We start from the raw sequence: 23,246 nt of genomic DNA on the forward strand, positions 1-23,246 counted from the left end.
CCGAGGCGAGCGCCTCAGGAGCGGTGCGCCTCGTCCGGTGAACCGGCCGCGAGTCGCGCCGTGAGCTCCTGGTGGCCCCAGCGCAGGCCCTTCGCGATCGGGTACACCGCGAGGAACACCCAGGCCGGCGCGCGCAGCGCCCGATTGCGCACGTTGTGGTGCGTGTAGGTGCGGTCGAAGCGCCCGACGTACGAGACGTAGTCGCGCGGGCTGTCCTCCACCCGTCGGGCCGACATCCCCGTGACCATCGTGGGCACGTAGACCGCCTTCAGCCCCGCGTCGTAGAGGTGCACCGAGATGTCGATGTCCTCGTGGAAGAGGTCGTCTTCATCGCGGCAGACCTCGTCGCGGATCGCCTGCCAGGCGGTGGCCCGCAGGGCCATGTTGCTGCCGAAGACGAAGTGGTACTCGCGGGCGAGCCGCAGCATCGCGCGCCGCAGCGTGTCGTCGGCGCGCAGGCCGAAGCGCCGCAGCGGCATGTCGTAGTAGAGCACGGGGCCGGTGGCCGCGGCGACGCCCGGGTCGGCGAACGCCTTCTGCACCTCTTCGACCCAGTTCGGCTCGAGCACCGAGTCGGCGTCGATGCGCCCGATGACCTCACCGGTCGCCGCGTCGAGGCCGAGATTGCGGGTCGGCACGAGCCCCTGCTCGTCGAACTGGCGCAGGAGGGTGAGCGGAGCATCCGGATTCGCCGCCTGCACCTCGGCGACGATCGCGGCCGTGCGATCGGTCGAGCGGTTGTCGACGACGATGATCTCGTGGGCGGGCACCGTCTGCGCCAGGGCGGCCTCGACGCAGGCGAGGATGCTCGCCTCCTCGTTGTAGGCGGGCACCACGATCGACACGGTGGGCAGCGGGGCTGCGACGCGAGCGTTCACGCGACCGGCTCCGCAGCGGGCCCGGCGCCGACGGGCGCCGCGAGCAACGACACCGTCACCGCCCCACCCTTCGTGGCCTGCGTTCCGACCAAGCGGAAGCCGAGCCGCTCGTGGAAGGCGAGACTGCCCGGGTTGGGTGGGTCGAGGTTGACCTCGCACGTGACCTCGTGCCGACCCTGCTGCCGAGCGGCGGCGAAGACGGCGGCGTAGAGCACGGCCCCAAGCCCCGTGCCGCGTTCGGCGGCGTCGATCACGATGCGGTCGACGTACAGGTGGTCGATGCCCCGCCCTTCGAAGAACACGTAGTTCTCGCTCTCGTAGGCGGCCCCGGGCTGCATCGCGATGACGAAGCCGACGAGGCGGCCTGCGCGCTCGAGCCCGAGGGCAAGACCGGCGAGGTCGATGAGCCGGGCGAGGTCGTCGGGTGCCGTGACGGGCACGGCGGGAGCCGCGGCGTCGTTGAGCACGGCGAGAGCGGGGGCGTCCGCGGCGGTGAGGGGCCGCAGGGTGAGCCCATCGGGCAGTGCGGGCGCGGCAGGGGGGTGGGTCACGACGAGGATCCTGTTCTGCGGGGTGGGCCGAACCGGCTCGCATCAGGGTAACAAGGTGCGTGCGCCGCTAGGGTCGCCCCATGACCGACGCTTCCCTGCCCGCTGCCCGAGACACCGATGTCGAGCTGCTCGTGATCGGGGCCGGCACCGCCGGACTCGTCGCGGCGAAGACCGCCGCACGGTTCGGCGCGAGCACGCTGCTCGTCGAAGTGCATCGGATGGGCGGCGACTGCCTGTGGACGGGATGCGTGCCGTCGAAATCGCTCATCGCCGCGGCTGACACGGCCGCGCGCGCCCGTGACGGCGAGCGCTACGGTGTGCACGTCGACGGGGTGCGCATCGACTTCGCCGCCGTCATGCGCCACGTGCACGCGGCGATCCACGAGATCGAGCCCGCCGACTCGGCCGAGACCGTCGAGGCGACGGGCGCCCGCGTCGTGATGGGCCGCGCTCGGTTCACCGGGCCGCGCACCGCCGAGGTCATGCCCGCCGACGGCGGCGACGCCATCACCGTGCGGTTCCGTCAGGCGATCATCGCGACCGGCTCGGCCCCCGACGTGCCCGAGCTTCCGGGCATCGAGGGGGTCGCCGTGCTGACGAGCGACGACGTGTGGGATCTGACCGAGCAGCCCGAACGGCTGGCCGTGCTCGGCGCGGGCGCGATCGGCTCAGAGCTCAGCCAGGCCTTCGCCCGCCTGGGCACTCGCGTGACGCTCGTGCAGCGCAACGCGCGTGTGCTGCCCAAGGAGGATCCCGACGCCTCGGCTCTCGTGGTCGCCGCCATGCAGCGCGACGGCATCGATGTGCGGGTGTCGACGACGGTCGAGCGGGTCGAGGCGGGCGCCGACGGGCGGGCGGGCATCCTGCACCTCTCCGACGGCACCGCGGTGCCCTTCGACCGCCTGCTCGTCGCCCTCGGTCGCACGCCGCGCATCGCCGGCCTCGGTCTCGAGGCGGCGGGGGTGCGCCTCGACGAGCGCGGCTACGTCGCCGTCGACAGCGCCCTGCGCACGAGCAACCGCCGCATCTGGTCAGCGGGCGACGTGAGCGGACTGCCCCAGTTCACCCACATCGCGGGGGTCAACGGCAGCCTCGTGGCGACGAACGCCGTGCTCGGCCTGCGGCGGGCGGTGGATGCTGATGCCGTGCCGCGCGTGACCTTCACGCACCCCGAGGTCGCCGCCGTCGGAATGTCGCCCGCTGATGCCGCCGCCGCGGGCTGCGTCGTGCGCGAGGTGCAGCACGCCCACACCGACCGCGCGATCGCGGAGGGCGAGATGGCCGGATTCACGCGCCTCGTCGTCGACGCGAAGGGGCGCGTGCACGGCGCGGTGATCGTGGGGCCGCGTGCCGGCGAGTCGATCGGCGAAGCGGCGCTCGCGGTGCGGCAGGGCATCTCGACGAGCGCGATCGCGAGCACGACGCATCCGTATCCGACCTACAGCGACGCGCTCTGGAACGCGGCGATCGCCGACGTGCGGGTGCGCCTGGAGCGCGGAGCGGTCGCCGGTGCCATCAGGATGCTCGCCCGCTGGCGCCGGTTCACCACGCGCTAGAACCCTCGAGGCGGGGCGTGCTCAGCGGAGGGCCCGGTAGCCGGCGACCATGCGCTGCACGGCGCTCACGCCGACGAGGGCCGCCCAGCCGATCGCGATCGGCGCCGCCCAGAACGGCAGTATGAGCCACAGCGCGTGCACGACGATCGTCTCGGTGCCCTCGGCGATGCGGCCGAGGAACGACAGCGATCGACCATCGTCGACCTGCCGCCCGGTGCGCTCGGCGATCGACGAGAACGCCAGGAACGCGGCGCCGTTGATGTAGTACGCGAGCAGCACGGCGAGGAACGGCCACCAGGGTGCGTCGAACCCGGCGGTCGCCCCGACCGCGACGCCGACCACGGTCGCGCCGTAGACGACGAAGTCGGCGGTGATGTCGAGAAAGCCCCCGGCCTCGCTGCGCGGCGCATCGGCGGGGAGCGCGGCCCGTCGACGACGGGCGAGCGCACCGTCGAGCCCGTCGATCACGCGCGAGAGCAGCCAGAGCACGAGCGCGATCGCCCACGCCTGCAGGCCGGCCGCGACCGCCGAGCCGAGCCCGATCGCGAGACCGGCGAGCGTCAGCCCGTCGGGGGTGATGCCGGGGCGGTCGAGAGCGCGCGCGAGAGCATCCACGGGGCGGGCGATCAGGGCCCGCATCGGGCGATCGAGCATCAGTCCTCCTGAGCGGGCGGTCGCGGGGTCGACGCGGCAGCGGCCGCGGCACTGCGGCGTATTCGGCGCCCGCGCTCTGCCCCGATGGCTCCCCCCAGGGTGAGCAGGCCCAGCACGCCGATCGCGACCCACGCCGGCCAGCTGAGCTCGAGCCCGAACGCCCCCAGGGCGACGTAGGCGACCGTGCCGGGGATGATGCCGAGCGCGGTGCCGAGCGCGTAGTCGCGGCGGCGCACCGCGGTGAGGCCGGCACCGTAGTTGATGGCGGTGAACGGGATGACCGGGATCAGCCGCACGCCGATGACCGCCGCAAGCCCGCGCCGGCGCACGAGCTCGTCGAGCCGGGCCACGCGCGCGCCCGTGTAGCGCTCGACCGCGTCACGGCCGAGCCACCGCCCGAGGGCGAACGCCACCGCCGCGCCGAGCAGGGCTCCGAGGTAGACGAGCGCGAGAGCGAGCCCGAACCCGAAGACGAGGCCCGCCGCGACCGAGAGCACGTTCTTCGGTGCGGGCGTGAGGGTGATGGCGGCGTACAGCAGCGCGAACACGAGACCGCCCGCCCAGCCCAGGTCGGCGACGGTGCTGCGCACATCGTCGAGGGCCGGCAGCGGCACGAGCACCCCAACCGCGACGGCGACGGCGACGAATAGGCCGAGAGCGATCGCTCGGGCGACGATCGACGATCGACCTGCGAAGGGCGTCAATGCCCCCCTGTCGGAGTCGGTCGCATCGGTCATGGTGGGTAAGTCTAAGAGTCAGCCGATTCGTGACGACCACCCGAGACGATCGTGACCGCCCCGGAACACCCCTGCCCCGCACCCTAGGAGAACCGATGTCACCACAGCACCCCGCGCGCCGCGCCGCTGTCGCCGCCACGATCGCCCTCGGGCTCGTGATCCCTCTCGCGGCCTGCTCGGCCCCCGCCGCTGATGACCAGCAGTACGCCAGCTGGGATGAGGTCGTCGCGGCCGCGGAGGGCCAGACCGTCAAGCTCTGGATGTACGGCGGTGACGAGCAGGGCAACGCCTACGTCAACGACGTGCTCGTTCCCGCTGCCGCCGAGCTCGGCGTGACGCTCGAGCAGGTGCCGATCGCCGACACGCCGGATGCCCTCAACCGCATCCTCAGCGAGGTGCAGGCGGGCGAGACCGACGGCGAGGTCGACCTGGTCTGGGTCAACGGCAACAACTTCGGCACCGGCAAGGAGGCCGGCGCGTGGGAGTGCGGCTGGACGGATCTGCTGCCGAACATGGCGCTCACCGACCCCGCCGACCCGCTGCTGCTCGACGACTTCGGTACACCCGTCGACGGTTGCGAAGCGCCGTGGCACAAGGCGCAGTTCACCTTCGTCTACAACAGCGATACCGTCACCGATGTGCCGACCTCGCTCGAGGAGCTGCTCGACTGGGCGCGCGCGAACCCCGGCCGCTTCACCTACCCCGCGCCGCCGGACTTCACCGGATCGGTGTTCGTGCGCGAGGTGCTCTACAGCGTCAGCGGCGGCTACGAGAACGTGCCGCTCGCCTTCAGCCAGGACGACTTCGACGCCCTCACTCCCGCCCTCTACGCCGAGCTGCAAGACCTCGAGCCGAGCCTGTGGCGCGGCGGCGAGACCTACCCGCAAGACTCGAACGAGCTCAACCAGCTCTTCGCCGACGGCGAGGTCGACTTCACGATGACCTACGGCCCGGCGACGCTCACGCAGCTCGTCGCCGACGGCACCTACCCGGCCGGCACGAAGGTGCTGACGCTCGACGAGGGCACGGTCGGCAACGCGAGCTTCCTGGGGCTCGCCTCGACCTCGGGCAGCAAGGCGGGTGCCATGGTCGTGGCCAACCTCGCCCTCTCGCCCGAGCAGCAGGCGGCCAAGGCGCAGCCCGACGTCTGGGGCCAGTTCTCCGTGCTCGACCTCGACCGGGTGAGCGACGAGCAGCGCGCGATGTTCGAGTCGCTACCCGAGTCGCCCGTCGTGCCGCCCTACGACGTGCTGAGCGAGAACGCCAACCCCGAGCTCGCGGCCGCGTGGGTCACCCCGATCGACGAGGGCTGGCGCCAGCTCGTGCTCGCGCAGTAGGGCTGACCACCATCGTCGCGATCGACACTCTCGCGCCGGGGTCCCGCACCGCGGGATCCCGGCGCTGGGTGTCGGTCGCGCTCGTCGCCCCCGCCGTCGCCATCGCCGCGTTCGTGGTGGTCGGCGGCATCGGCATGTCGATCGTGCAGAGCGTGGGGCTGCTGCCCCTCGTCGGCGAGCCGCGCGTCAGCCTCGACGCCTACCTCGCCAATGGCGAGGAGCTGCTGACGGGCCTGGGGCTCTCGCTGGGCATCGCCACCGCATCCACCGTGCTCTCGTGCGTCATCGGGCTCACCGCCGCCGTCGTCATCACCCAGGGCCGCGTCACCGGACGGCTCGTCGCCGCACTGAGCGCCCTCACCATCCCCGTGCCGCACCTCATCGGCGCGGCCGCGGTCGGCCTGCTCATCTCCGACGCCGGCGTGCTGCCCCGGATGCTCGGCATCGACGGCACCGACTGGCCCGACCTCGTCGGCGGAACCTGGTGGGTCGCCGTCGTGCTCGAGTACACCTGGAAGGAGTCGGCGTTCGTCGCCCTCGTCGTCGCCGGCGTGCTCGCCTCACGCGTCGCCCGCTACGACGAGACCGCCGCGCTGCTCGGCGCCTCTCGCGCTCGCCGACTGCGCCACGTCGTCATCCCGCTCGCGACGCCCGCCGTCATCGTGAGCGCCATCATCATCTTCGTCTACACCTTCGGCTCGTACGAAGTGGCCTGGCTGCTCGGTCGGCCGTACCCCGAGCCGCTGCCGGTGCTCGCCTTCCGGCTCTTCGACGCCATCTCGCTCACCTCACGGCCCGAAGCCGCCGCCGTAGCCGTCATCACCACGGCCGTCTCGCTCGTCGTCGTCGCCGCCGGCATGGCCCTGCTGCGGCGCACGCCGCTGTGGAGGTGACGCGCCGATGGCCATGATGATCCCCTACGGCGAGCGCGTCACTCCCGACGACCGCACCGTCTCCGCGCGCCCGCTCATGCGCCCGCGGCCCGCGGGCCGCACCCTGCGCATCGTCGTCGCGAGCCTGCTCGCCGTCTGGTTCGCCCTGCCGCTCGTGCCCCTGCTGCTCTGGTCGGTCGCCAACCGCTGGTCGGCACCCGCAGCGTTGCCGACCGAGTGGGGGCTCGACGGCCTGGCCTCGGCCGTGACGGCAGGGGCGGTGCCCGCCTTCGGCCGATCCCTGCTGCTGGGCCTCGTCGTCGCGGCCGTCGCCACGCCGCTCGGCGCGATGGCCGCCCGGGCGCTGGCCCGCGGGGCGGTGCCGGCACCGCGGCTCGTGAGCGGCATCCTGCTCGCCCCTCTCGCCCTGCCCGCCTTCGTCGCCGTCATGGGGCTCACGATCGTGCTGCTGCGGGCGCGCGTGCCCGGGCTCATCGGCGTCGTGATCCTGCTCGTCGCCGCCGCCCTGCCCTACACCGTCTACACGATGCGGGTCGCCTACGCCGCGCACGACCTCGCCTACGAGGAGGAGGCGCGCACACTCGGCGCCTCGCGCGCGCACGTGCTGTGGCGCGTGCACCTGCCCCTCGTCGCGCCCGGGCTCGCACGGGCCGCCTTCCTCGCCTTCCTCGTGGGCTGGAGCGACTACGTCGTCACCGTGCTCGTCGGCGGCGGCACGATCATCACGCTGCCCTTGCTCGTCGCGTCGTTCGCGGCCGGAGTCGGCAACGACGCCGTCGTCGCGGTGCTGTCGCTCAGCGCCATCGTGCCGCCGCTCGTGCTGCTGCTCGGTCTCGGCCGCTTCGGCCGCCGCTACCCCACCGCCCGCTACCTCACCGGCCCCACGGCCAGTCGCTCCCCGAAAGGTGCCCCATGAGCGCCAGCCTCGCCCTCGACGCGCTGACGACGATCTTCCCCGGCGCCCCGGCACCCGCGCTCGATGGTGTGTCGCTCGGCGTCGACGCCGGCGAGTGCCTCGCCATCCTGGGCCCCTCGGGCTCGGGCAAGAGCACCGTGCTGCGGGCGATCGCGGGCCTCGACGCGCCCACCTCTGGCCGCATCCTCGTCGACGGCGCCGACGTCGCCGGTGTCGCGCCCGAGCGGCGCGGCATGGCCATGGTCTTCCAGCGGCCCCTGCTCTTCCCGCACCTGAGCGTGCTCGACAACGTCGCTTTCGCCGCGACCGTGGCGGGGCAGCCCAAGCGCGAGGCGCGGGCCGATGCCCGGCAGTTCCTCGAGCTCGTGCAGCTTGAGGGGTTCGGCGAGCGGCCCGTCACGGCGCTCTCGGGCGGGCAGGAGCAGCGCGTCGCCCTCGCCCGCGCCCTCGCGGCCCGCCCGCGCGTTCTGCTACTCGACGAGCCGTTCAGCGCCCTCGACCCCGAGCTGCGCACCGACATGCACGGCCTGCTCGCCCAGATCCGGCGCCAGCTGAACCCGACGATCGTCATGGTCACGCACGATCGCGATGAGGCGGCCGTGGTCGCCGACCGCGTCGCGCTGCTCAGCCTCGGGAGGCTGCTGCAGCACGACACCGTCGAGCGGCTCTACACGCGACCCGTCTCGCTCGAGGTCGCACGCCTCATGGGCGGGCGCATCGAGCTGGCCGGCGAGGTGCGAGATGGTGTGCACCACTCGGCACTAGGTGCCATCGCAGCGGCGGAGGGGGAGACCTGGGCAGAGGGGCCCGGCGTGCTCGTCGTGCGCCACGAGGCCGTGCACGTGTCGACCCTCGCGGTCGCCGTGCCCGAGGGCATGGCGGCCGTCGAGGTCGTCGTCGCCGATCGTCGGGCGAGAGGGCCGCGCGCCGAACTGACCCTGGCCTGCGACGAGACGCTCATCGAGGCCGAGGTGCCCGCGAGCCGCCCGATCGTCGTCGGTCAGCGCGCGACCGCGCACATACCGCGCTCGGCGTGCACCGTCGTGCCGATCGCGTAGCGCGACCCACCGGCTACCAGCGCGACGCGCCCTCGTCGACGAGCTCGGCCGCGCGGCCGTTCGTGATGCCGGTGCGGCGCTCGCCCTTCGGCTCGAGCGGCAGCAGCGTGCGCAGGCCGATGTTCTCGATCGGGTCGAGCACCGAGTGCTGCACGCACGCGGGCACGATCTCGCCGGTCTCGGGGTGCGCCATGGCGTACATGCACGAGCCGAGGCGCTCTTGCGTCTCCTTGATGAGCGGGTCATCGGCCACGACGCCTTGCTGCATGAGCTGCCAGGCGGGCTTGACCTGCTCGGCATCCATGAAGTTGTGCACGACGAAGGTCTTGAAGCTGACCTTCCCCCGACGCGCTGCGCGGATCACGGCGCGCAGGCCGCCGCCGCGCTTCAGGATGCGGTTCACGAGCCCGACCATCGCGGGCAGGTCTTGCGGGTGGGTGACGACCGCCCGGATGATCTTGATCGTGAGCGCCCAGCGCGGGATGTCGCCGAAGATCATGCCGCCGTAGTGCTTCAGGAAGCGGTCGCGCGCGGCGATGTCCTTCGGCTCGTCCGCGTCGAGCACCGAGGCGAACCGGCCCTCGACCATGACACCGACCGTGTGGCGGTTGCAGCGCGGGTCGCCGAACTGCACGGCCTTGTGCGGCAGCTTCTGGCCGACACCGGCCTCGATGCGCTCCCACACCGCGTCGATCGTGACCTCTTGGAAGTTCTCCTTCCACCGACGGTCGTCGCCGATGAACGCGGCGGGCTGGAACGACATCATGTCGTACGTCATTTCGAGCACGTCGCGCGTGACCTGCTCGACCTCGTCGAGGTTGGTCGGGGTCACCGTCATGTTGTGTGCGAGGTACGAGTCGACCTTGTGCTGCTTCTTGAGGTCGAGGAACATCTGGGCGAACTGCTCGCGGAAGGGGTTGAGCTCGGCCTCGCTCTTGGGCCGCACGGCCCCGCGGCGCCCCCGCATGAGCGAGTCGAAGTGCGCCGCGAACGAGACTTTCTCGAAGGCGGGCGTGCCGTCGTCATTGAGCACGACATCGAGCAGGTAGTCGTAGTCGAAGTCGCCGTGCGTCATCGACATGGGCTCGCGGCCGACCGCGCGCATCGCGAGCAGCGTGTCGCGGTGTGCTTTGGCCGGCAGCAGGCTGACTTCACCGCCGATGAGCTGAGCGTGCGCGCGGGGCCCGCGAATCTGCCGCAGCAACCCCATCTGCTTGGTGACCTCGGTGACCGTGTGGTCGCCGTCGATACGCACCTTGTTGGCATCGGCCGAGTGGTAGCAGGGCGAGCACGTCAGGTTGCACTTGGGGAAGACCCCGTGGGTGCCCTCGCAGCCCACCGCGCACTTTCCGAGCAGCTGCTCGGGCGTCTTCGCGTGCTCCGGCAGCTCGGCCCAGCGCTTGTCGAGCGCTCGCCGCGTGTCCGGATGGATCGGCCGGGTCTGCAGCTCGAACTCTCGAAGGGTGGTGGCCAGCGACATCGGTGTTCTCCTCGTGAGGGTCGGCAGACGACGATTCCCCACGGAAGCCGTCGTGCGTCAGTCTAAGCACGAGGTATTCGGAACCGAGCGTCATTCCGATGGGATGCTCAGCCCGGGTCGGCGGAGCAGCCGACTACTGGGCGCCGTTGGCCGCCATCCACGGCACCGGGTTGATCGCGGTGCCGCCGACCCGCAGCTCGAAGTGCAGGTGCGGAGCCGTGGTGACGCCGGTCGTGCCGACGAGCCCCACCTGATCGCCGACGCGCACGCGGTCGCCGACGCGGAAGGGGATGGAGCCGGCCTGCAGGTGCGCGTAGACGCTCGTGATGGCCTGGCCGTTGACGACGTGCTCGATCTCGAGGTGCACGCCGAGCGAGTTGGCGGGGTCGCCGATGAGGCTGACGACGCCGTCGGCGATCGAGACGACCGGGGTGCCGTAGCCGGGGTTCCAGTCGACGCCGTAGTGCAGTGTCGAGCAGGCGTCGCACGCGGCGGCCCGCGGGCCGAACCCGCTGCCGACAGGAGCACCCGCGCCCACCGGGTAGACGAGCGGCGGACGCTGGTCGATCGTGAACTCCTCGCGCACGGGCGGGGTCGTCACCGCGGCCTCGTCGGCGGGCAGCGCCGATGCCGCGGCGAGCGCGGCATCGGGCACCTCAGCACCCTCGGGCGCGGCGATGAAGATCTGCGCGCTCGGCGCGCGCTCGGCGCTCTCGGAGGCGGCGGCGAGCGTCGCGCTGACCGAGCTGCTGAGCAGCAGACCGCCGGCGACGAGCGCCGCGGCCGCGACGAGCGCCTGCTGCCGCAATCGGTGGGGGTTCAGCGCCGCGGCGCGGGACAAAGCGGGATGCACGAGATGGAGCATGAGGAGAAAGACACTTCCTGGTGGCGGCCGGCAGGCCGTGGACACGGTGAGTGCACGTCATTGCGCAGTTCGATCTCGCGGCGCTCGGAGTGAGCACTCGGCACAAGATCAGGAGGTCGCAGCACCCGTTCCGGCGGAATCGTTCTCACCGGCGGCACTCGCCCCTGTCGGCAACGCAGCCAACACCCCAGCCTGACCGACGAACCTGTGAAAACCCTGTTCGCGTCCGAACGATCAGGCGATCGTGGTGCCGAAGGCGAGCCCCAGGAGGTAGGTGGCCGCCGCGGCGCCGTACCCGATCGCGAGCTGACGGAGCGCCCGCTTCACCGGCGAGGCGCCCGAGAGCACGCCCACGATCGCGCCCGTCACGAGCAGGGCCATGCCCACGAGCACCGCGGAGATGACGATGGCGGTGAGACCCTCGAGACCCAGCAGGTAGGGGATGACGGGGATGATCGCGCCCGAGGCGAAGAAGGCGAAGCTCGACAGCGCGGCGCCCCATGCCGAGCCGATGGCCTCGTGCTGCTCGGCCTCGGCCTCGGCGGCGCGCGCCGCCGCGGCGACGGGATCGTAATCGGCGAGGATGCGCCGCGCGTGCTCGATCGCCTCGACCTCGTCCATGCCGCGGGCGCGGTAGACGAGCGCGAGCTCGTTGGCGTCGACGTCGAGGTGCGGCAGCGCGGTGTGCGCCTCCGGGTCGGGCGTCGACGCGTCGAGCAGCTCGCGCTGCGAGCGCACCGACACGTATTCGCCCGCGCCCATCGACAGCGCGCCCGCGAGCAGCCCGGCGAGCCCGGTCAGCAGCACGGCCCCGGGCCCGAGCCCCGCCGCGCCGATGCCCATCACGAGAGCGAGGTTGCTGACGAGGCCGTCGTTGGCGCCGAACACCGCCGCCCGGAAGGTGCCCGAGAGGCGCTGGCGCCCGCGCGCCGCGAGCCCGCGCACGACCTCGCCGTGGATGCGCTCGTCGGCGGCCATCGCGGGCGTCGCGTGAGCATCCGCCGCATACGGCGAACGGCTCTCGGCCCGCTGCGCGAGGGCGAGCACGAAGACGCTGCCGAAGCGACGGGCGAAGAAGCCGAGGAAGCGCGTGCGCACCGAGACGGCCGGCACGCGATCGGCGTGCAGCCCGAGCAGGTCGACCCAGTGCGCCTCGTGCCGCGACTCGGCCTCGGCGAGCGCGAGCAGGATGGCGCGCTCCTCACCCGCGCGCCGAGCGGCGAGGTCGCGGTAGACGGCGGCCTCCGCCCGCTCATCGGCGAGGTAGCGCCGCCAGCGGCGGATCTCAGCGGGAGTCGGGGCGGGACTGTCGGTCACGCGCTCATGATGCCAGCGGCGCGCGGAGCGCGCAGTTCGGTACCCCGAAAGGGCGCGGAGCTACCAGCCCCAGGTTCTCGTGCCGCCCTTGAAGGGGCCGACGATGTTCGCCGTGATCCACCCGCCGTAGAAGCCGCCCTCCTGAGGCGTCACCGTCTCCCCGTCGACCGTGCAGCGATCCATGCGGCCCGGGTAGACCGAGACGTAGCCGGCGATCGGCTCGAATCCGCGGCTCGGGTTCGGGTAGTACCAGCCCGCCCCCGCGGCGACCGCGTCGCCGCCGACGATGTCGTAGTAGGCCGCGTGCCCCTTGAACTCGCAGAACGACGAGCCCGCGGCGGGCCGCAGGGCGCCGTCGACGAAGTCGTCCGGCGGCACGTAGTAGGCGGGGGGATGACTCGTCTCGAGCACCCGCATCGCCCGGGTCGACTCAGCGATGAGTCTGCCGCCCAGCTCGATGGTCACGCGGGCGTGCACGGGTTCGACCCTCGGCGGGCGCGGATAATCCCAGACCGACTCCTGGCCCGGCCCGGGCTCGATGCGCTTCGGTCTCGCCATGATCGCGGCCTAGAACCCGAAGTCGCCGAAGTCGCCGAAGCCGCCGCCGTCGAAGCCTCCCGCATCGGCCGCGCCGTCGAAGCCCCCGGCGTCAGCACCTGCGTCAGCTCCGCCGGCGTCACCGCCCGCATCGGCACCGCCCGCGTCGGTCGCCCCGGCATCGATCGGCGGCAGGAAGGCGCTCGCGAGCGCCGAGCCGATGACGTAGCCGGCGACGGTGCCGAGCAGCGATGCGCCGACCATCTGCCCGAACGAGGGGCCGGCGAGCGATCGCTCCATGGTGCCCGGCTGGCGCAGCTCTGAGCGGGTCGCGGCGCGGGCGAGCGTCGCGGGCTGGTCGTCAGCGGGCGCCTCGCCCGCGGGGGCCGTGCGCGCGAGCTCGTCGAACACGAGCGTGCGCTGCTCGGGGGTGAGCTTCGCGAAGGCTTCGGCGTGCACCTGCTCGATGGTCTCGGGCGGAGCGGTCTGCAGCAGGTAGCGGTAACGCTCGACGGCGCGCTCATCGTCGCTGCGCACCCCCGCGGTGCGGGGAGCGGGCTCAGGGGTCGGGGCGCCGAACAGGCGGTCGAAGAAGCTCATGCATGTCTCCTGGTGAGTCGGGATGCTCAGATTAAGGCTCCTCGTTCGGTACCGGCTGTGCAGAGCTCGTGTAACAACTCGGTGAAGGATGGGGTCGTTCGGCCCCCGGTGCACTACTGTCAGAACCGAAGTTGATACGCCTCGGCGGTCCGAACGTGCGGTGCAAGCAGTACGTGCTCTCGTATAGAGCAGGATTCACGAGTGGTTCGACTGGTGGTTTCGACAGTCGAAACTCCGTGAGTAACAAGGAGTCAGCAATGACGACAGGCACTGTTAAGTGGTTCAACGCCGAAAAGGGTTTCGGTTTCATCACCCCCGATGACGGAAGCGCCGACGTGTTCGCGCACTTCTCCGCCATCCAGTCGAACGGGTACCGCTCGCTCGACGAGAACCAGAAGGTCGAATTCGACGTCGCGCAGGGCCCCAAGGGTCTGCAGGCCGAGAACATCCGCCCGCTCTAGTCCTCCCTCGTTTCCTCGAGCCGGCTCACGCTGATCCGGCTCACGAAACAAGCACGACAGCCGCCCCCCGACGATGTGGGGCGGCTTTCGTCGTGTCCCGTGCTCATGGGGCGCCCACGCTCCTCGGGCGCCGCGCGCTACTCGACGGTGACGAAGTCGATCAACTGCTCCACCCGGCCCAGCAGCGCCGGGTCGAGGTCGGCGTAGCCGCGCACGCTGCCGCGGATGCGCCGCCAGGCGGCTGCCCGATCCGCCGCGGTCTCGTGCGGCCACCCCAGCGCGCGGCACGTGCCGGTCTTCCAGTCCTGCCCGCGCGGAACGTCGGGCCAGGCCTCGATGCCGACGACCGCCGGGCGCACCGCCTGCCAGATGTCGATGAACGGATGCCCGATCGCGAGCACGTGGCGAGCATCCACCCGCTCGATCGCCTGCTCGACGAGCCGCACCTCCTTCGATCCGGGCACCCAGTGGTCGACGAGCACCCCCACCCGGCGACCGGGCGACGGAGAGAAGTCGACGAGCATCTCGGCGAGGTGGTCGACGCCCTCGAGCTGCTCGACCACGACACCCTCCAGCCGCAGATCGTCGCCCCAGACCTGCTCGACGAGTTCGGCGTCGTGACGCCCCTCCACCCAGATGCGGCTCGCTCGGGCGACGCGGGCCCGGGCGTCCGCGACGGCGAACGAGCCGCTAGCCGTGCGCGCGCGCCCCGCCGGGGCGACCGGCGCGGTCGGCGCGATGAGCCGCACGGGCGCGCCCTCGACGAGAAACCCGGCACCGAGCGGGAAGACCCGCACGCGGCCGTGACGGTCTTCGAGGTGCACATTGCCCGCATCCACCCGCACGACGGCGCCCACGAAACCCGCGGCGTTGTCGGCTCCCGCCCCCTCCGGCAGCTCGACGACGAGGTCGATGACAGCGTGCACATCGGCCAGCACCGTGCGCCCCGCCGCACGCCAGTCGCCGGAGAGCACGTCATCGCCGTAGGGATCGAAGCTCACCCGGCGACGCTACCGGTCAGAGGCGGCGCGCCCGCTGCTCCACGCCGAGCTCGCCGTAGGGGTAGTCGGGGGTGCGGGGCGCGCTCGCGGCGTCGAGGCGCTCGAGCTGCTCGGCCGTGAGCGCGAGCTCGGCGGCGGCGAGGTTGTCGCGCAACTGCGCGACGGTGCGGGCGCCGAGGATGACCGAGGTCATGCCCGGTCGGGTCTGCAGCCAGGCGAGCGCGACGCGCGACGGCGGCACGCCGTGGTCGGCGGCGATCGCGTGCAGGGCGTCGAGCACGAGCCAGGTGCGCTCGTCGGCCGAGCGGCGGTCGTAGGCCTCCATGCCACGGTTCGGGTCCTCGCCCAGCCGCGTCGCGCCGGTCGGCGCGGCATCCCGACGGTACTTGCCCGTCAACCATCCGCCCGCGAGCGGCCCCCAGGGCAGCAGGCCGATGCCGGCATCGAGCGCCGCGGGCACGAGCTCGAACTCGATCTCGCGCGCGAGCAGGCTGTACTGCGGCTGCAGCGTGACGGGAGCATCCATCCCGCGCGCGGCGGCGCGGTGCACGGCCTTCGTCAGCTGCCAGCCCGTGAAGTTCGACATGCCCCAGTACGAGACGAGCCCCGAGCGGATGGCGTCGTCGAGAAAGCTCAGGGTCTCGTCGAGCGGCGTGATCGGATCCCACGCGTGCAGCTGGTAGAGGTCGATATGGTCGACCCCCAGGCGCCGCAGCGAGGCCTCGAGGGCGCGGCGCAGGTGGCGGCGCGAGGTGCCGTGGTCGTTGGCGTCGGAGCCCATGGGGAACCGGCCCTTCGTCGCGATGACCATGCGCTCGGCCTGGTCGGGGTTGGCGGCGAGCCAGCGCCCGATGATCTCTTCGCTGCGGCCACCGCTGTAGACGTCGGCGCCGTCGATGAGGGTGCCGCCGGCCTCGGCGAAGGCGTCGAGCATGGCGTGGCTCGTGGATTCGTCCGCTTCGGCGCCGAAGGTCATGGTTCCGAGGGCGTAATCGCTGACGATCGTGCCCGAGCATCCGAGGGTTCGCAGGGTCATGGGCGTCATGCTAACCGAAAGCGAGCCCGGTATCGAATCGATTCGATAGCGCGCTGGATGCGCCGCTCGGCCCCGTGCCGACCGATGCGGGCGGCTACAGTGGCCGCATCACGACACGCGATGCGAGGGGGATGCCGTGCGCTCGACCGGTCAACTGTTCCGCTGGGGGCTCACGTGCCTGCTGCTCGCGCCCCTTGCTGTCGTCGGGTCGTTCACGATGGGCACGACGCCTCCGCTGCTCTGGGTCTCGTTCGCGCTCGTGCTGCTCGGCGGCGTGCTGAACGCGGCCGCGATCGTTCGCGGCGTGCGACGCGTCGGGTCAGGCGACCTCATGACGAGCCTCGACGGCATGACCCCCGCCGACCGTGCGGGTGAGCTCCGCGAGGACCCGATCGCGCCGCGGCAGCGCGTCATCCTCGTCGACGGCACGGTGGTGGGAGACGGAGGCGTCGGTGCCGGCTCGACTCCGGGCCCGGAGTCGCGCGGCCTCCGGCGCCGCGTGGGCCTCGCCGCGGCCGCCGCACTGCTCGGACTCATCGCCGTCGGGGCGTATACGCTCGCGATCGAGCAGCCCCTCGCGATCGCGCAGGGCCAGCTCACGCTCGACGAGGTCTACGCCGCGTGGGGCACGGCCTCGCGCGTCGGCTTCACGATCTCGATGACGATCTGGGTGGCGCTCTCGCTCGCCATCACGCTCGGTGTCGCCGTGCTCGCGCTGGTGCCCGCGATCGCCGCCGACCGCATCCTGACCCCGCGACGCATGCTCGCGGCCGCGTGCATCGCCGGCAGCGTCATCGTGACCGCGGCGTTCGCTCCCTATCTCAGTGTCGGCATCAGCCTGCCCGACGATCTGCCCTTCCCCGCGGGCGGCGTGCAGAGCCCGGGCAGCCTCGCGTTCGGGCTCACGGGCGTCGCGCTCAGCGCGATCGCCATCCTGCTCACGGTGCCCGACTGGCGGCGCGCCCCACGCTGAACAGGCCGCTCGCCGAGGCCCTTGACACGCCCTCGCTTATCTGGTTAGTTACTTGACTAAGTAACCAACACAGAAAGGAGGGTCGCGTGGACGACGGTCGACCGATCTTCCTCCAGATCGCCGAACTCGTCGAACGGCAGATCATCGATGGCTCGCTCCGCGAGGGCGAGCAGGTTCCGTCGATCAACGAGTTCGCGGCGTTCCATCGCATCAACCCGGCGACGGCGCTCAAGGGCATCACCCTGCTCGTCGACGCCGGCGTGCTCTACAAGCGCCGCGGCATCGGCATGTTCGTCGCCGACGGCGCGCGCGACCGCCTGATCAGCGAGCGCCGGGCACGCTTCACCACCGAGTACGTGCGGCCGTTGCTGCGCGAGGGCGCCGCCCTCGGGCTCGACGCCGCCACCCTCATCGACCTCATCCGGAAGGAATCCGATTCATGACCACCATCGTCGAGGCGCGCGGCCTCACGAAGCGCTATCGCGGCATCACCGCCGTCGACGGCGTCGACTTCCAGATCGCGCGCAACAGCATCACGGGCCTGCTCGGCCGCAACGGCGCGGGCAAGACCACGCTCATGCACCTGCTCACCGGGCAGGAGTTCGCGAGCGCCGGCACCATCACCGTCGCGGGCGAGTCCCCGGTCGAGAACCCCGCCGTGCTGCAGCACACGTGCTTCATCAAAGAGAGCCAGCGATACCCCGACGACTTCAAGCCGAAGCACGTCTTCGCGGCGGCCCCCGGCTTCTTCCCGCACTGGGATGCCGACTTCGCCCGCGAGCTCGCCGCCGAGTTCCGCCTGCCGGTCGACCGCCGCATCAAGAAGCTCTCGCGCGGTCAGCTGTCGAGCGTCGGCATCATCGTCGGGCTCGCCGCGCGCGCGCCGATCACGATCTTCGACGAGCCCTACCTCGGCCTCGACGCGATCGCGAGGCAGAACTTCTACGACCGCCTGCTCGCCGACTACGCCGCGCACCCCCGCACGGTCATCCTCTCGACCCACCTCATCGACGAGGTCGCCGACCTGCTCGAGCACGCGCTCGTCATCGACAACGGGCGCATCCTCATCGATTCCCCGGTGGATGCCCTCCGCTCCCACGCCGCCACCATCGCCGGCCCGGCCGAGGCCGTCGAGCAGGCGATCGCGGGGCTCGAGGTGATCCACCGCGAGCGCTTGGGCGGATTCGTCAGCGCGACGGTCGCGGGCGACACCGAGGCCGCTACCCGTAGCGCCCGTGCCGCGGGTCTCGAGGTCGGGCCCGTCTCGCTGCAGCAGCTCATCATCCGTCAGACCGGGGGCACCCCCACCGAGCACGAGGAGGTCACCCGATGACCACGACCACCGCCCCCGCCCCGCTGACGCTCGCGCCGCGACCGCTCTCGACGCGCGTCGCCATCGTGGTGCGCCTGCTGTTCGCCAACCCGTGGACGGCGATCTACACGCCGCTGCTCATTCTCGGCGTCGTGTTCCTCATGAACATGGCGATCTGGGGGATCGTGCGCGCGAGCATCCCCCCGGAGGGCGAGATGGACGCGTCCATCAACGGCGGAGTGCTCTTCCTGTTCATCTACATGCTCGTGGTCGCCGTGCAGAGCGTGAATCAGGCCTTCCCCCTCGCGCTCGGCTACGGCAGCACGCGACGCGACTTCGTTCTCGGGTTCGGGGTCTTCGCGCTCATCCTCTCCCTCGGATACTCGGTTCTGCTGGTCGCCGCGTCGTTGCTCGAGCGCGCGACGGGCGGCTGGGGAATCGGCCACAGTTTCTTCACGACCGACGAGCTGTGGCGAGCGGAGTGGTGGGAGGGCTTCACGCTCAGCCTCATCGCCTTCCTGCTCTTCTTCTCGATCGGTGCCGCCACCGCATCGGTCTACGTGCGCTGGAAGGCCCTGGGCATGTACGCGTTCTGGGGCGGGCTCGTCTTCCTCGGCATCGGCGGCGCGGCCCTCGTCACGCTGCTCGGCGCCTGGGGGCAGGTCGGCGCGTTCTTCGTGTGGGCCGGCGTGCTCGGCTCGGCCGCCTGGAGCCTCATCATCACGGCGCTGTGCTGGCTCGCCGCCTGGGTGATCCTGCGCCGCGCGACGCCCTCGCAGGGCTAGACCGCAGGAAGCAGGAACCCGGTCACGACGAGCTCGCGAACCCGCGGCAGCAGATCGTCACGCAGGGCGCCCTCGTCGACCTCGAGCAGGTCGGCGAGGGCGCCGACGATCTCACCGACCGCGAGCTCGCCGTCGCTCGCGCCGACGAGGCCGGCGAGCGCAGCATCCGCGTCGACCGTTCGCGCGAAGCCGCCGCCCTGGTGCAGGCGGATCACGCTGGGGTTCTCCTCCCCCGGCCAGTAGTGCCGCTCCTCCGTGACATCGGGAGCGACCACGAGCCGTTCGGCGCTCAGCGCCGCGTCATCGAGCGGCGCGATGCGGTCGTGCGCGCGCAGGCCGGCGAGCAGGTGGTCGCCGATGCCCGTCGGGGTGCCGCCGAGCGGTGAGCCGAGCACCTCGGTGCGCAGCAGGCGCACCGCATCCGGGCGAGCGGGCCGGCGCAGCAGGATGTAGCCGAAGCCGACCGCCGTCACGCCGCGGGCCGCGAAGTCGTCGAGCCACTCGGCGGCGAGCGCGTCGTACTCGGGGGTGCCGACACGGGTGCCGCCGTCGCGGATCCATGTGGCGGCGTACTCCGCGGGGCTCTGCCGCTCGCGCTCGACGACCCACCCGTCGAGGCCGGCCTCCTCGATCCAGCGGCGCACCCGGGCGAGGCCGTCGCCGCCCATCGCGTCGCGATACTCCCAGTTGCCGAGCAGGTGCGCCGTGCCGCCGGGGGTCAGGTGCTCGGCGGCGCCGCGCACGACCTGCTCGACGATCGCGTCGCCCTCGCGGCCGCCGTCGCGGTACTCGTAGACGGGCACGCCCGCGCGACGCGGGGTGATGACGAACGGTGGGTTGCTGACGATGCGGTCGAACCGCTCGCCCGCGACCGGGGCGAACAGGTCGCCCTGCCGCAGCTCGACCGCGTCGACGGCGTTGAGGGCGAGGGTCAGAGCCGCGCGGTCGAGAGCGCGCGCCGAGATGTCGGTCGCGACGATACGGCGCGCGTGCCGGGCTGCATGAAGCGACTGGATGCCGCAGCCGGTGCCGAGGTCGAGCACCGAGTCGACCGGCTCGGTGGGGATGAGCGCGGCAAGGGTCAACGAGGCCCCGCCGACGCCGAGCACGTGGTCGGGCGGCAGGGCGCCGCCGAGCGCGAGCTCGCCCAGGTCGGAGGCGATGAGCCACTGCACCGCTCCCCCGGCATCGATGGCCGTGTAGGGGCGCAGGTCGAGCAGCGCGCGACCCCGATCATCGACGAGACCGAGCGTGTGGGCGCCGTCGACACCGAGGGCGGGCAGCGCTCGAGCGAGCACGTCGTCGGCGACGGGCTCGCCGAGCAGGAAGAGTCGCGCGAGCGTGGCCGCCGGGCTCTCGGGCCCCGCCGCGAGCGCGCGGCTCGCGGGAACGCGGTCGCCCCGAACGAGAGCGGCGTCGGCATCGTCGCCCCAGAGCCGCCGCAGCCGGTCGACCGTGTAGCCGGCGGCGAGCAGGTCGGCACGCAGCAGGGCGGTGAGCGCAGCATCCACCCCTCTAGTCAACCCCACGCCGCGAGGGGCGGAATCTGCGATGACGGGGAATAGATCGTCGACGCCGTCGCGTTGCACCAGGAGTCGCCGCGCATCGATGCGTTCGCATCGAATTGCTGCGCACCGACTCGCGACGTCGAGAGCCGACCGGCTCGACCTCGCCACCGACGAAGGAGAACCCCTCGTGACCACTCTCACCGCCGAGACGATCCCCGGCTACCGCACCGGCACCTGGACCGTCGACCATGCCCACACCGAGATCGGCTTCAGCGTGCGCCACCTCGGCATCAGCAAGGTGCGCGGCGTCTTCGAGACGTTCGACGCACAGGTCATCGCCGCCGAGAACCCGCACGACTCGAGCGTCACCGTCACCGTCGAGATGGCCTCGATCAACACCAAGAACCCCGACCGCGACGGGCACCTGCGCAGCAACGACTTCTTCGCGATCGACCAGTACCCGACGCTGACCTTCGTGTCGACGGGCCTGCGGGTCGAGGGCGACGCCCTGCTGCTCGACGGCGACCTGACCCTGCGCGGTGTCACGCGGCCCATCACGCTCACGGGCGAGTTCGGCGGAATCATCGTCGACCCGACCGGCGCCGTCAAGGCGGCCGCGCACGGCTCGACGGTCATCAACCGCAGCGACTTCGGCGTGAGCTGGAACGCCGCGCTCGAGACCGGCGGGTTCCTGCTCAGCGACGAGGTCACCATCACGATCGACGCGCAGTTCGAGCTGCAGGCCTAGACACCGGATGCGGGGCGCTGCGCGCCCCGACCCCCTGCACGACGAACGGGCGGCCCCCGAAAGGGGCCGCCCGTTCGTGCGGTGGTGCTGACTACGGCAGGAGCACCGCGTCGATGACGTGGATGACGCCGTTGTCGCAGACGATGTCGGCGGTGACGACGGTCGCGCCGTTGACCTTCACGCCGTCCGTCAGGTCGAAGGTGAGCTCGGCGCCGTTGACCGTGGCAGCCTTCAGCCCGTCGGTCAGGTCGGCGGCGTGCACGGCACCCGGCACGACGTGGAACGTCAGGATCGACGTGAGGGTCGGGATGTCGGCGAGCAGGCCCTCGACGGTGCCCTCGGGCAGCGCGGCGAACGCCTCATCGGTGGGGGCGAAGACCGTGAACGGGCCCTCTCCGTTGAGCGTGTCGACGAGGCCGGCAGCGCCGACGGCGGCGACGAGAGTGGTGAACGAACCGGCGCTGACGGCGGTTTCGACGATGGTGGCCATGGGAGTCTCTTTTCTGACGACAAGCACGAGGGCGGTGGTGGTGCCCGTCCGACCGGTCTCGATCGGACAGCCCTCACTCTCCTCCCTGCCACCCGCTCACGACCCGTGCGCGGGCAGTGCATCGCCCCCACGCCAGCCGACCATCGCCTGTACGTCGTGAACGGCCGGTGTCGGTCGCCCTAACCCTCGGGGTCGGCCGACGGGTTCTCCTCGTCGACCGGACGCTGCCGACCGCTCGCGGCTCCGGGCCCCGTCACGATCGGCCCGGTCTCGGTCGAGACCACGACCTCGAGATCGGCGAGCGGATGGGCGAGCTCGTCGGGCCCGAGCCGCGCGATGAGCAGCGTGAGCGCGGCGAGCACGACCGGGATCGATCCGGCGGCGAGGAACGCCACGGGGATGCCGATGAGCTCGCCGACCGGGCCGGCGATCGCCATCGAGATGGGCATGAACGCGAGCGAGACGAAGAAGTCGAGGCTCGAGACGCGGCCGAGCATCGCGGGCGGCACCCGACGCTGCAGCAGCGTGCCCCACACGACGGTGGCCCCCGAGAACAGCACCCCGCAGATGAAGAGGGCGACGACCATGATCCACAGCTGGTCGGTCAGGCCGATGACCACGAGCGGCGCGCACCCGAGCCCCCACGCGGCGATCATGAGCGTCAGGTAGCGCTTCGGCATGCGCATCGAGGCGACGAAGATCGAGCCGAGCGCACCCCCGATGCCGAAGGCGGCGAGCGCGAGAGCGAACGCCCCGGCTCCTCCCCCGGTCTGATCGCGCACCGCGAAGGGCAGCAGCACCTCGATGGGGCCCATGATCACGAGAACCAGCAGCGCCGAGTAGAGCAGGGTGGCGAGCAGCCAGCGGGTGCGCACCATGAAGCGCACCCCGTCGCGCAGATCGACCCAGACCGCGCGCAGCGGATGCTGGGGCTCGAGCTGCACGTCGCGCCGCACCGGAGTCGTGCGCATGAGGCCGAGCAGCACGGCGGCGAGACCCTGCGTGACGGCCACGATGGCGACGCCGAGGCCGGGAGACAGGATGGCGATGGCGGCGCTCGCGGCGGCGGGGCCGGCCGCCTGCATGAGCGCGGGGCGCAGCACGCCCTCGATGCCGTTGGCGGCGAGCAGCTGATCCGGGGGCAGCAGCGCGGGGAGCCACGCGGAGTATGCCGGGTAGAAGAACCCGTCGGCGATGCCGAGCAGCAGCGATGCCACCGCGAGATGCCAGACCTCGATCGAGTCGGTGAGCGCGAGCGTCGCCACGGCGGCCATCGACGCGGCCTTGAGGCTCTCGACGGCGGCGAGGATGCGCTTCTGCGGAATCCGGTCGGCGGCGACGCCGCCCACGAGCACGGCGAGCACGAGCCCGATGCTGCCGCCGGTGGCCACGATCGAGAGGTCGACGGGCGTGCCGCCGAGCTCGATGACCTGCCAGACGACGGCGACGACCCACACCCCGGTGCCGAGCAGAGAGAGCACGAGGGCGGCGGCCAGCAGGCGGTACTGGCCCGTCGCGAGAGGTGCGAGCGCGCGCGGGAGCGAAGGCATGGC

25 protein-coding genes are annotated in these 23,246 nt (G+C 71.9%); 11 read left to right on the forward strand and 14 right to left on the reverse strand.

What is annotated here, in order from left to right:
- Positions 1–14: 14 nt before the first annotated feature.
- Together ACTIE9_RS06420 and ACTIE9_RS06425 are read right to left on the reverse strand one after the other, a co-directional pair.
- Positions 15–878, reverse strand: coding sequence for a glycosyltransferase (locus ACTIE9_RS06420; RefSeq protein ID WP_439564747.1), 864 nt, complete (start codon positions 876–878; stop codon positions 15–17).
- Positions 875–1,429: a GNAT family N-acetyltransferase gene (locus ACTIE9_RS06425; RefSeq protein WP_439564748.1), complete on the reverse strand. Its 555-nt coding sequence runs from the start codon at positions 1,427–1,429 to the stop codon at positions 875–877. Before ACTIE9_RS06425 ends, ACTIE9_RS06420 begins: the two co-directional genes overlap by 4 nt.
- Positions 1,430–1,509: 80 nt before the next feature.
- Here ACTIE9_RS06425 and ACTIE9_RS06430 point away from each other — a divergent pair, with 80 nt between their 5' ends.
- A complete protein-coding gene (locus tag ACTIE9_RS06430; RefSeq protein WP_439564749.1) occupies positions 1,510–2,985 on the forward strand; it encodes a dihydrolipoyl dehydrogenase family protein in 1,476 nt (491 codons plus the stop codon).
- 21 nt (positions 2,986–3,006) lie between these two features.
- On the opposite strand, the gene ACTIE9_RS06435 is transcribed toward ACTIE9_RS06430, so the two are convergent.
- Together ACTIE9_RS06435 and ACTIE9_RS06440 are read right to left on the reverse strand one after the other, a co-directional pair.
- A complete protein-coding gene (locus ACTIE9_RS06435) occupies positions 3,007–3,639 on the reverse strand; it encodes a CDP-alcohol phosphatidyltransferase family protein (RefSeq protein ID WP_439564750.1) in 633 nt (210 codons plus the stop codon).
- A complete protein-coding gene (locus ACTIE9_RS06440) occupies positions 3,639–4,376 on the reverse strand; it encodes a TVP38/TMEM64 family protein (protein WP_439564751.1) in 738 nt (245 codons plus the stop codon). The genes ACTIE9_RS06435 and ACTIE9_RS06440 overlap by 1 nt, the downstream gene beginning before the upstream one ends.
- A 95-nt stretch (positions 4,377–4,471) precedes the next feature.
- On the opposite strand from ACTIE9_RS06440, the gene ACTIE9_RS06445 reads away from it, so the two are divergent.
- The 4 genes from ACTIE9_RS06445 to ACTIE9_RS06460 all read left to right on the forward strand — a co-directional run bounded on the left by ACTIE9_RS06445 (position 4,472) and on the right by ACTIE9_RS06460 (position 8,580).
- Positions 4,472–5,713, forward strand: a complete 1,242-nt coding sequence (locus ACTIE9_RS06445) for an ABC transporter substrate-binding protein (protein ID WP_439564752.1) — start codon at positions 4,472–4,474, stop codon at positions 5,711–5,713.
- A gap of 68 nt (positions 5,714–5,781) precedes the next feature.
- On the forward strand, positions 5,782–6,606 hold the full coding sequence (locus ACTIE9_RS06450; RefSeq protein WP_439564753.1) for an ABC transporter permease: 825 nt from the start codon (positions 5,782–5,784) through the stop codon (positions 6,604–6,606).
- Between the two features lie 7 nt (positions 6,607–6,613).
- A complete protein-coding gene (locus tag ACTIE9_RS06455) occupies positions 6,614–7,522 on the forward strand; it encodes an ABC transporter permease (RefSeq protein ID WP_439564754.1) in 909 nt (302 codons plus the stop codon).
- Entirely contained in the window at positions 7,519–8,580 is a 1,062-nt protein-coding gene (locus tag ACTIE9_RS06460) for an ABC transporter ATP-binding protein (protein ID WP_439564755.1), read from the forward strand. Before ACTIE9_RS06455 ends, ACTIE9_RS06460 begins: the two co-directional genes overlap by 4 nt.
- Positions 8,581–8,593: 13 nt before the next feature.
- Here the strand turns inward: ACTIE9_RS06460 and ACTIE9_RS06465 are convergent, their stop codons facing one another.
- The 5 genes from ACTIE9_RS06465 to ACTIE9_RS06485 all read right to left on the reverse strand — a co-directional run bounded on the left by ACTIE9_RS06465 (position 8,594) and on the right by ACTIE9_RS06485 (position 13,379).
- Positions 8,594–10,060: a hypothetical protein gene (locus ACTIE9_RS06465; RefSeq protein ID WP_439564756.1), complete on the reverse strand. Its 1,467-nt coding sequence runs from the start codon at positions 10,058–10,060 to the stop codon at positions 8,594–8,596.
- 133 nt (positions 10,061–10,193) lie between these two features.
- The gene (locus tag ACTIE9_RS06470) at positions 10,194–10,913 is read right to left on the reverse strand and encodes a M23 family metallopeptidase (RefSeq protein WP_439564757.1); all 720 of its coding nucleotides are present in this window, start codon (positions 10,911–10,913) and stop codon (positions 10,194–10,196) included.
- A 246-nt stretch (positions 10,914–11,159) separates the two neighbouring features.
- Entirely contained in the window at positions 11,160–12,242 is a 1,083-nt protein-coding gene (locus tag ACTIE9_RS06475) for a VIT1/CCC1 transporter family protein (protein WP_439564758.1), read from the reverse strand.
- A 60-nt stretch (positions 12,243–12,302) separates the two neighbouring features.
- Complete coding sequence (locus ACTIE9_RS06480) at positions 12,303–12,800, reverse strand: DUF427 domain-containing protein (protein WP_439564759.1); 498 nt, start codon at positions 12,798–12,800, stop codon at positions 12,303–12,305.
- Between the two features lie 9 nt (positions 12,801–12,809).
- The gene (locus ACTIE9_RS06485; protein ID WP_439564760.1) at positions 12,810–13,379 is read right to left on the reverse strand and encodes a hypothetical protein; all 570 of its coding nucleotides are present in this window, start codon (positions 13,377–13,379) and stop codon (positions 12,810–12,812) included.
- Between the two features lie 257 nt (positions 13,380–13,636).
- On the opposite strand from ACTIE9_RS06485, the gene cspE reads away from it, so the two are divergent.
- A complete protein-coding gene (cspE, locus tag ACTIE9_RS06490; protein ID WP_055860048.1) occupies positions 13,637–13,840 on the forward strand; it encodes a transcription antiterminator/RNA stability regulator CspE in 204 nt (67 codons plus the stop codon).
- 137 nt (positions 13,841–13,977) lie between these two features.
- Here the strand turns inward: cspE and ACTIE9_RS06495 are convergent, their stop codons facing one another.
- Positions 13,978–14,841, reverse strand: coding sequence for a DUF3097 family protein (locus ACTIE9_RS06495; protein ID WP_439564761.1), 864 nt, complete (start codon positions 14,839–14,841; stop codon positions 13,978–13,980).
- Between the two features lie 16 nt (positions 14,842–14,857).
- A complete protein-coding gene (locus ACTIE9_RS06500) occupies positions 14,858–15,877 on the reverse strand; it encodes an aldo/keto reductase (protein WP_439564762.1) in 1,020 nt (339 codons plus the stop codon).
- A 136-nt stretch (positions 15,878–16,013) separates the two neighbouring features.
- Between ACTIE9_RS06500 and ACTIE9_RS06505 the strand changes: the two genes are divergently transcribed.
- The 4 genes from ACTIE9_RS06505 to ACTIE9_RS06520 all read left to right on the forward strand — a co-directional run bounded on the left by ACTIE9_RS06505 (position 16,014) and on the right by ACTIE9_RS06520 (position 18,947).
- Complete coding sequence (locus ACTIE9_RS06505; protein ID WP_439564763.1) at positions 16,014–16,850, forward strand: hypothetical protein; 837 nt, start codon at positions 16,014–16,016, stop codon at positions 16,848–16,850.
- An 86-nt stretch (positions 16,851–16,936) separates the two neighbouring features.
- Positions 16,937–17,293: a GntR family transcriptional regulator gene (locus ACTIE9_RS06510; protein ID WP_439564764.1), complete on the forward strand. Its 357-nt coding sequence runs from the start codon at positions 16,937–16,939 to the stop codon at positions 17,291–17,293.
- Positions 17,290–18,183, forward strand: coding sequence for an ABC transporter ATP-binding protein (locus tag ACTIE9_RS06515; protein ID WP_439564765.1), 894 nt, complete (start codon positions 17,290–17,292; stop codon positions 18,181–18,183). The genes ACTIE9_RS06510 and ACTIE9_RS06515 overlap by 4 nt, the downstream gene beginning before the upstream one ends.
- On the forward strand, positions 18,180–18,947 hold the full coding sequence (locus tag ACTIE9_RS06520) for an ABC transporter permease (protein ID WP_439564766.1): 768 nt from the start codon (positions 18,180–18,182) through the stop codon (positions 18,945–18,947). Before ACTIE9_RS06515 ends, ACTIE9_RS06520 begins: the two co-directional genes overlap by 4 nt.
- Here ACTIE9_RS06520 and ACTIE9_RS06525 read toward each other — a convergent pair.
- Entirely contained in the window at positions 18,944–20,458 is a 1,515-nt protein-coding gene (locus ACTIE9_RS06525; RefSeq protein WP_439564767.1) for a DUF7059 domain-containing protein, read from the reverse strand. The genes ACTIE9_RS06520 and ACTIE9_RS06525 overlap by 4 nt on opposite strands.
- Before the next feature lie 184 nt (positions 20,459–20,642).
- Between ACTIE9_RS06525 and ACTIE9_RS06530 the strand changes: the two genes are divergently transcribed.
- Entirely contained in the window at positions 20,643–21,203 is a 561-nt protein-coding gene (locus ACTIE9_RS06530; protein WP_439564768.1) for a YceI family protein, read from the forward strand.
- A 91-nt stretch (positions 21,204–21,294) separates the two neighbouring features.
- On the opposite strand, the gene ACTIE9_RS06535 is transcribed toward ACTIE9_RS06530, so the two are convergent.
- Positions 21,295–21,693: a fasciclin domain-containing protein gene (locus ACTIE9_RS06535; RefSeq protein WP_255159001.1), complete on the reverse strand. Its 399-nt coding sequence runs from the start codon at positions 21,691–21,693 to the stop codon at positions 21,295–21,297.
- Between the two features lie 179 nt (positions 21,694–21,872).
- Positions 21,873–23,243, reverse strand: a complete 1,371-nt coding sequence (locus ACTIE9_RS06540; protein ID WP_439564769.1) for an MFS transporter — start codon at positions 23,241–23,243, stop codon at positions 21,873–21,875.
- Positions 23,244–23,246 lie beyond the last annotated feature (3 nt).

Source organism: Microcella sp. (assembly GCF_051860105.1).
Taxonomy (GTDB): domain Bacteria; phylum Actinomycetota; class Actinomycetes; order Actinomycetales; family Microbacteriaceae; genus Microcella.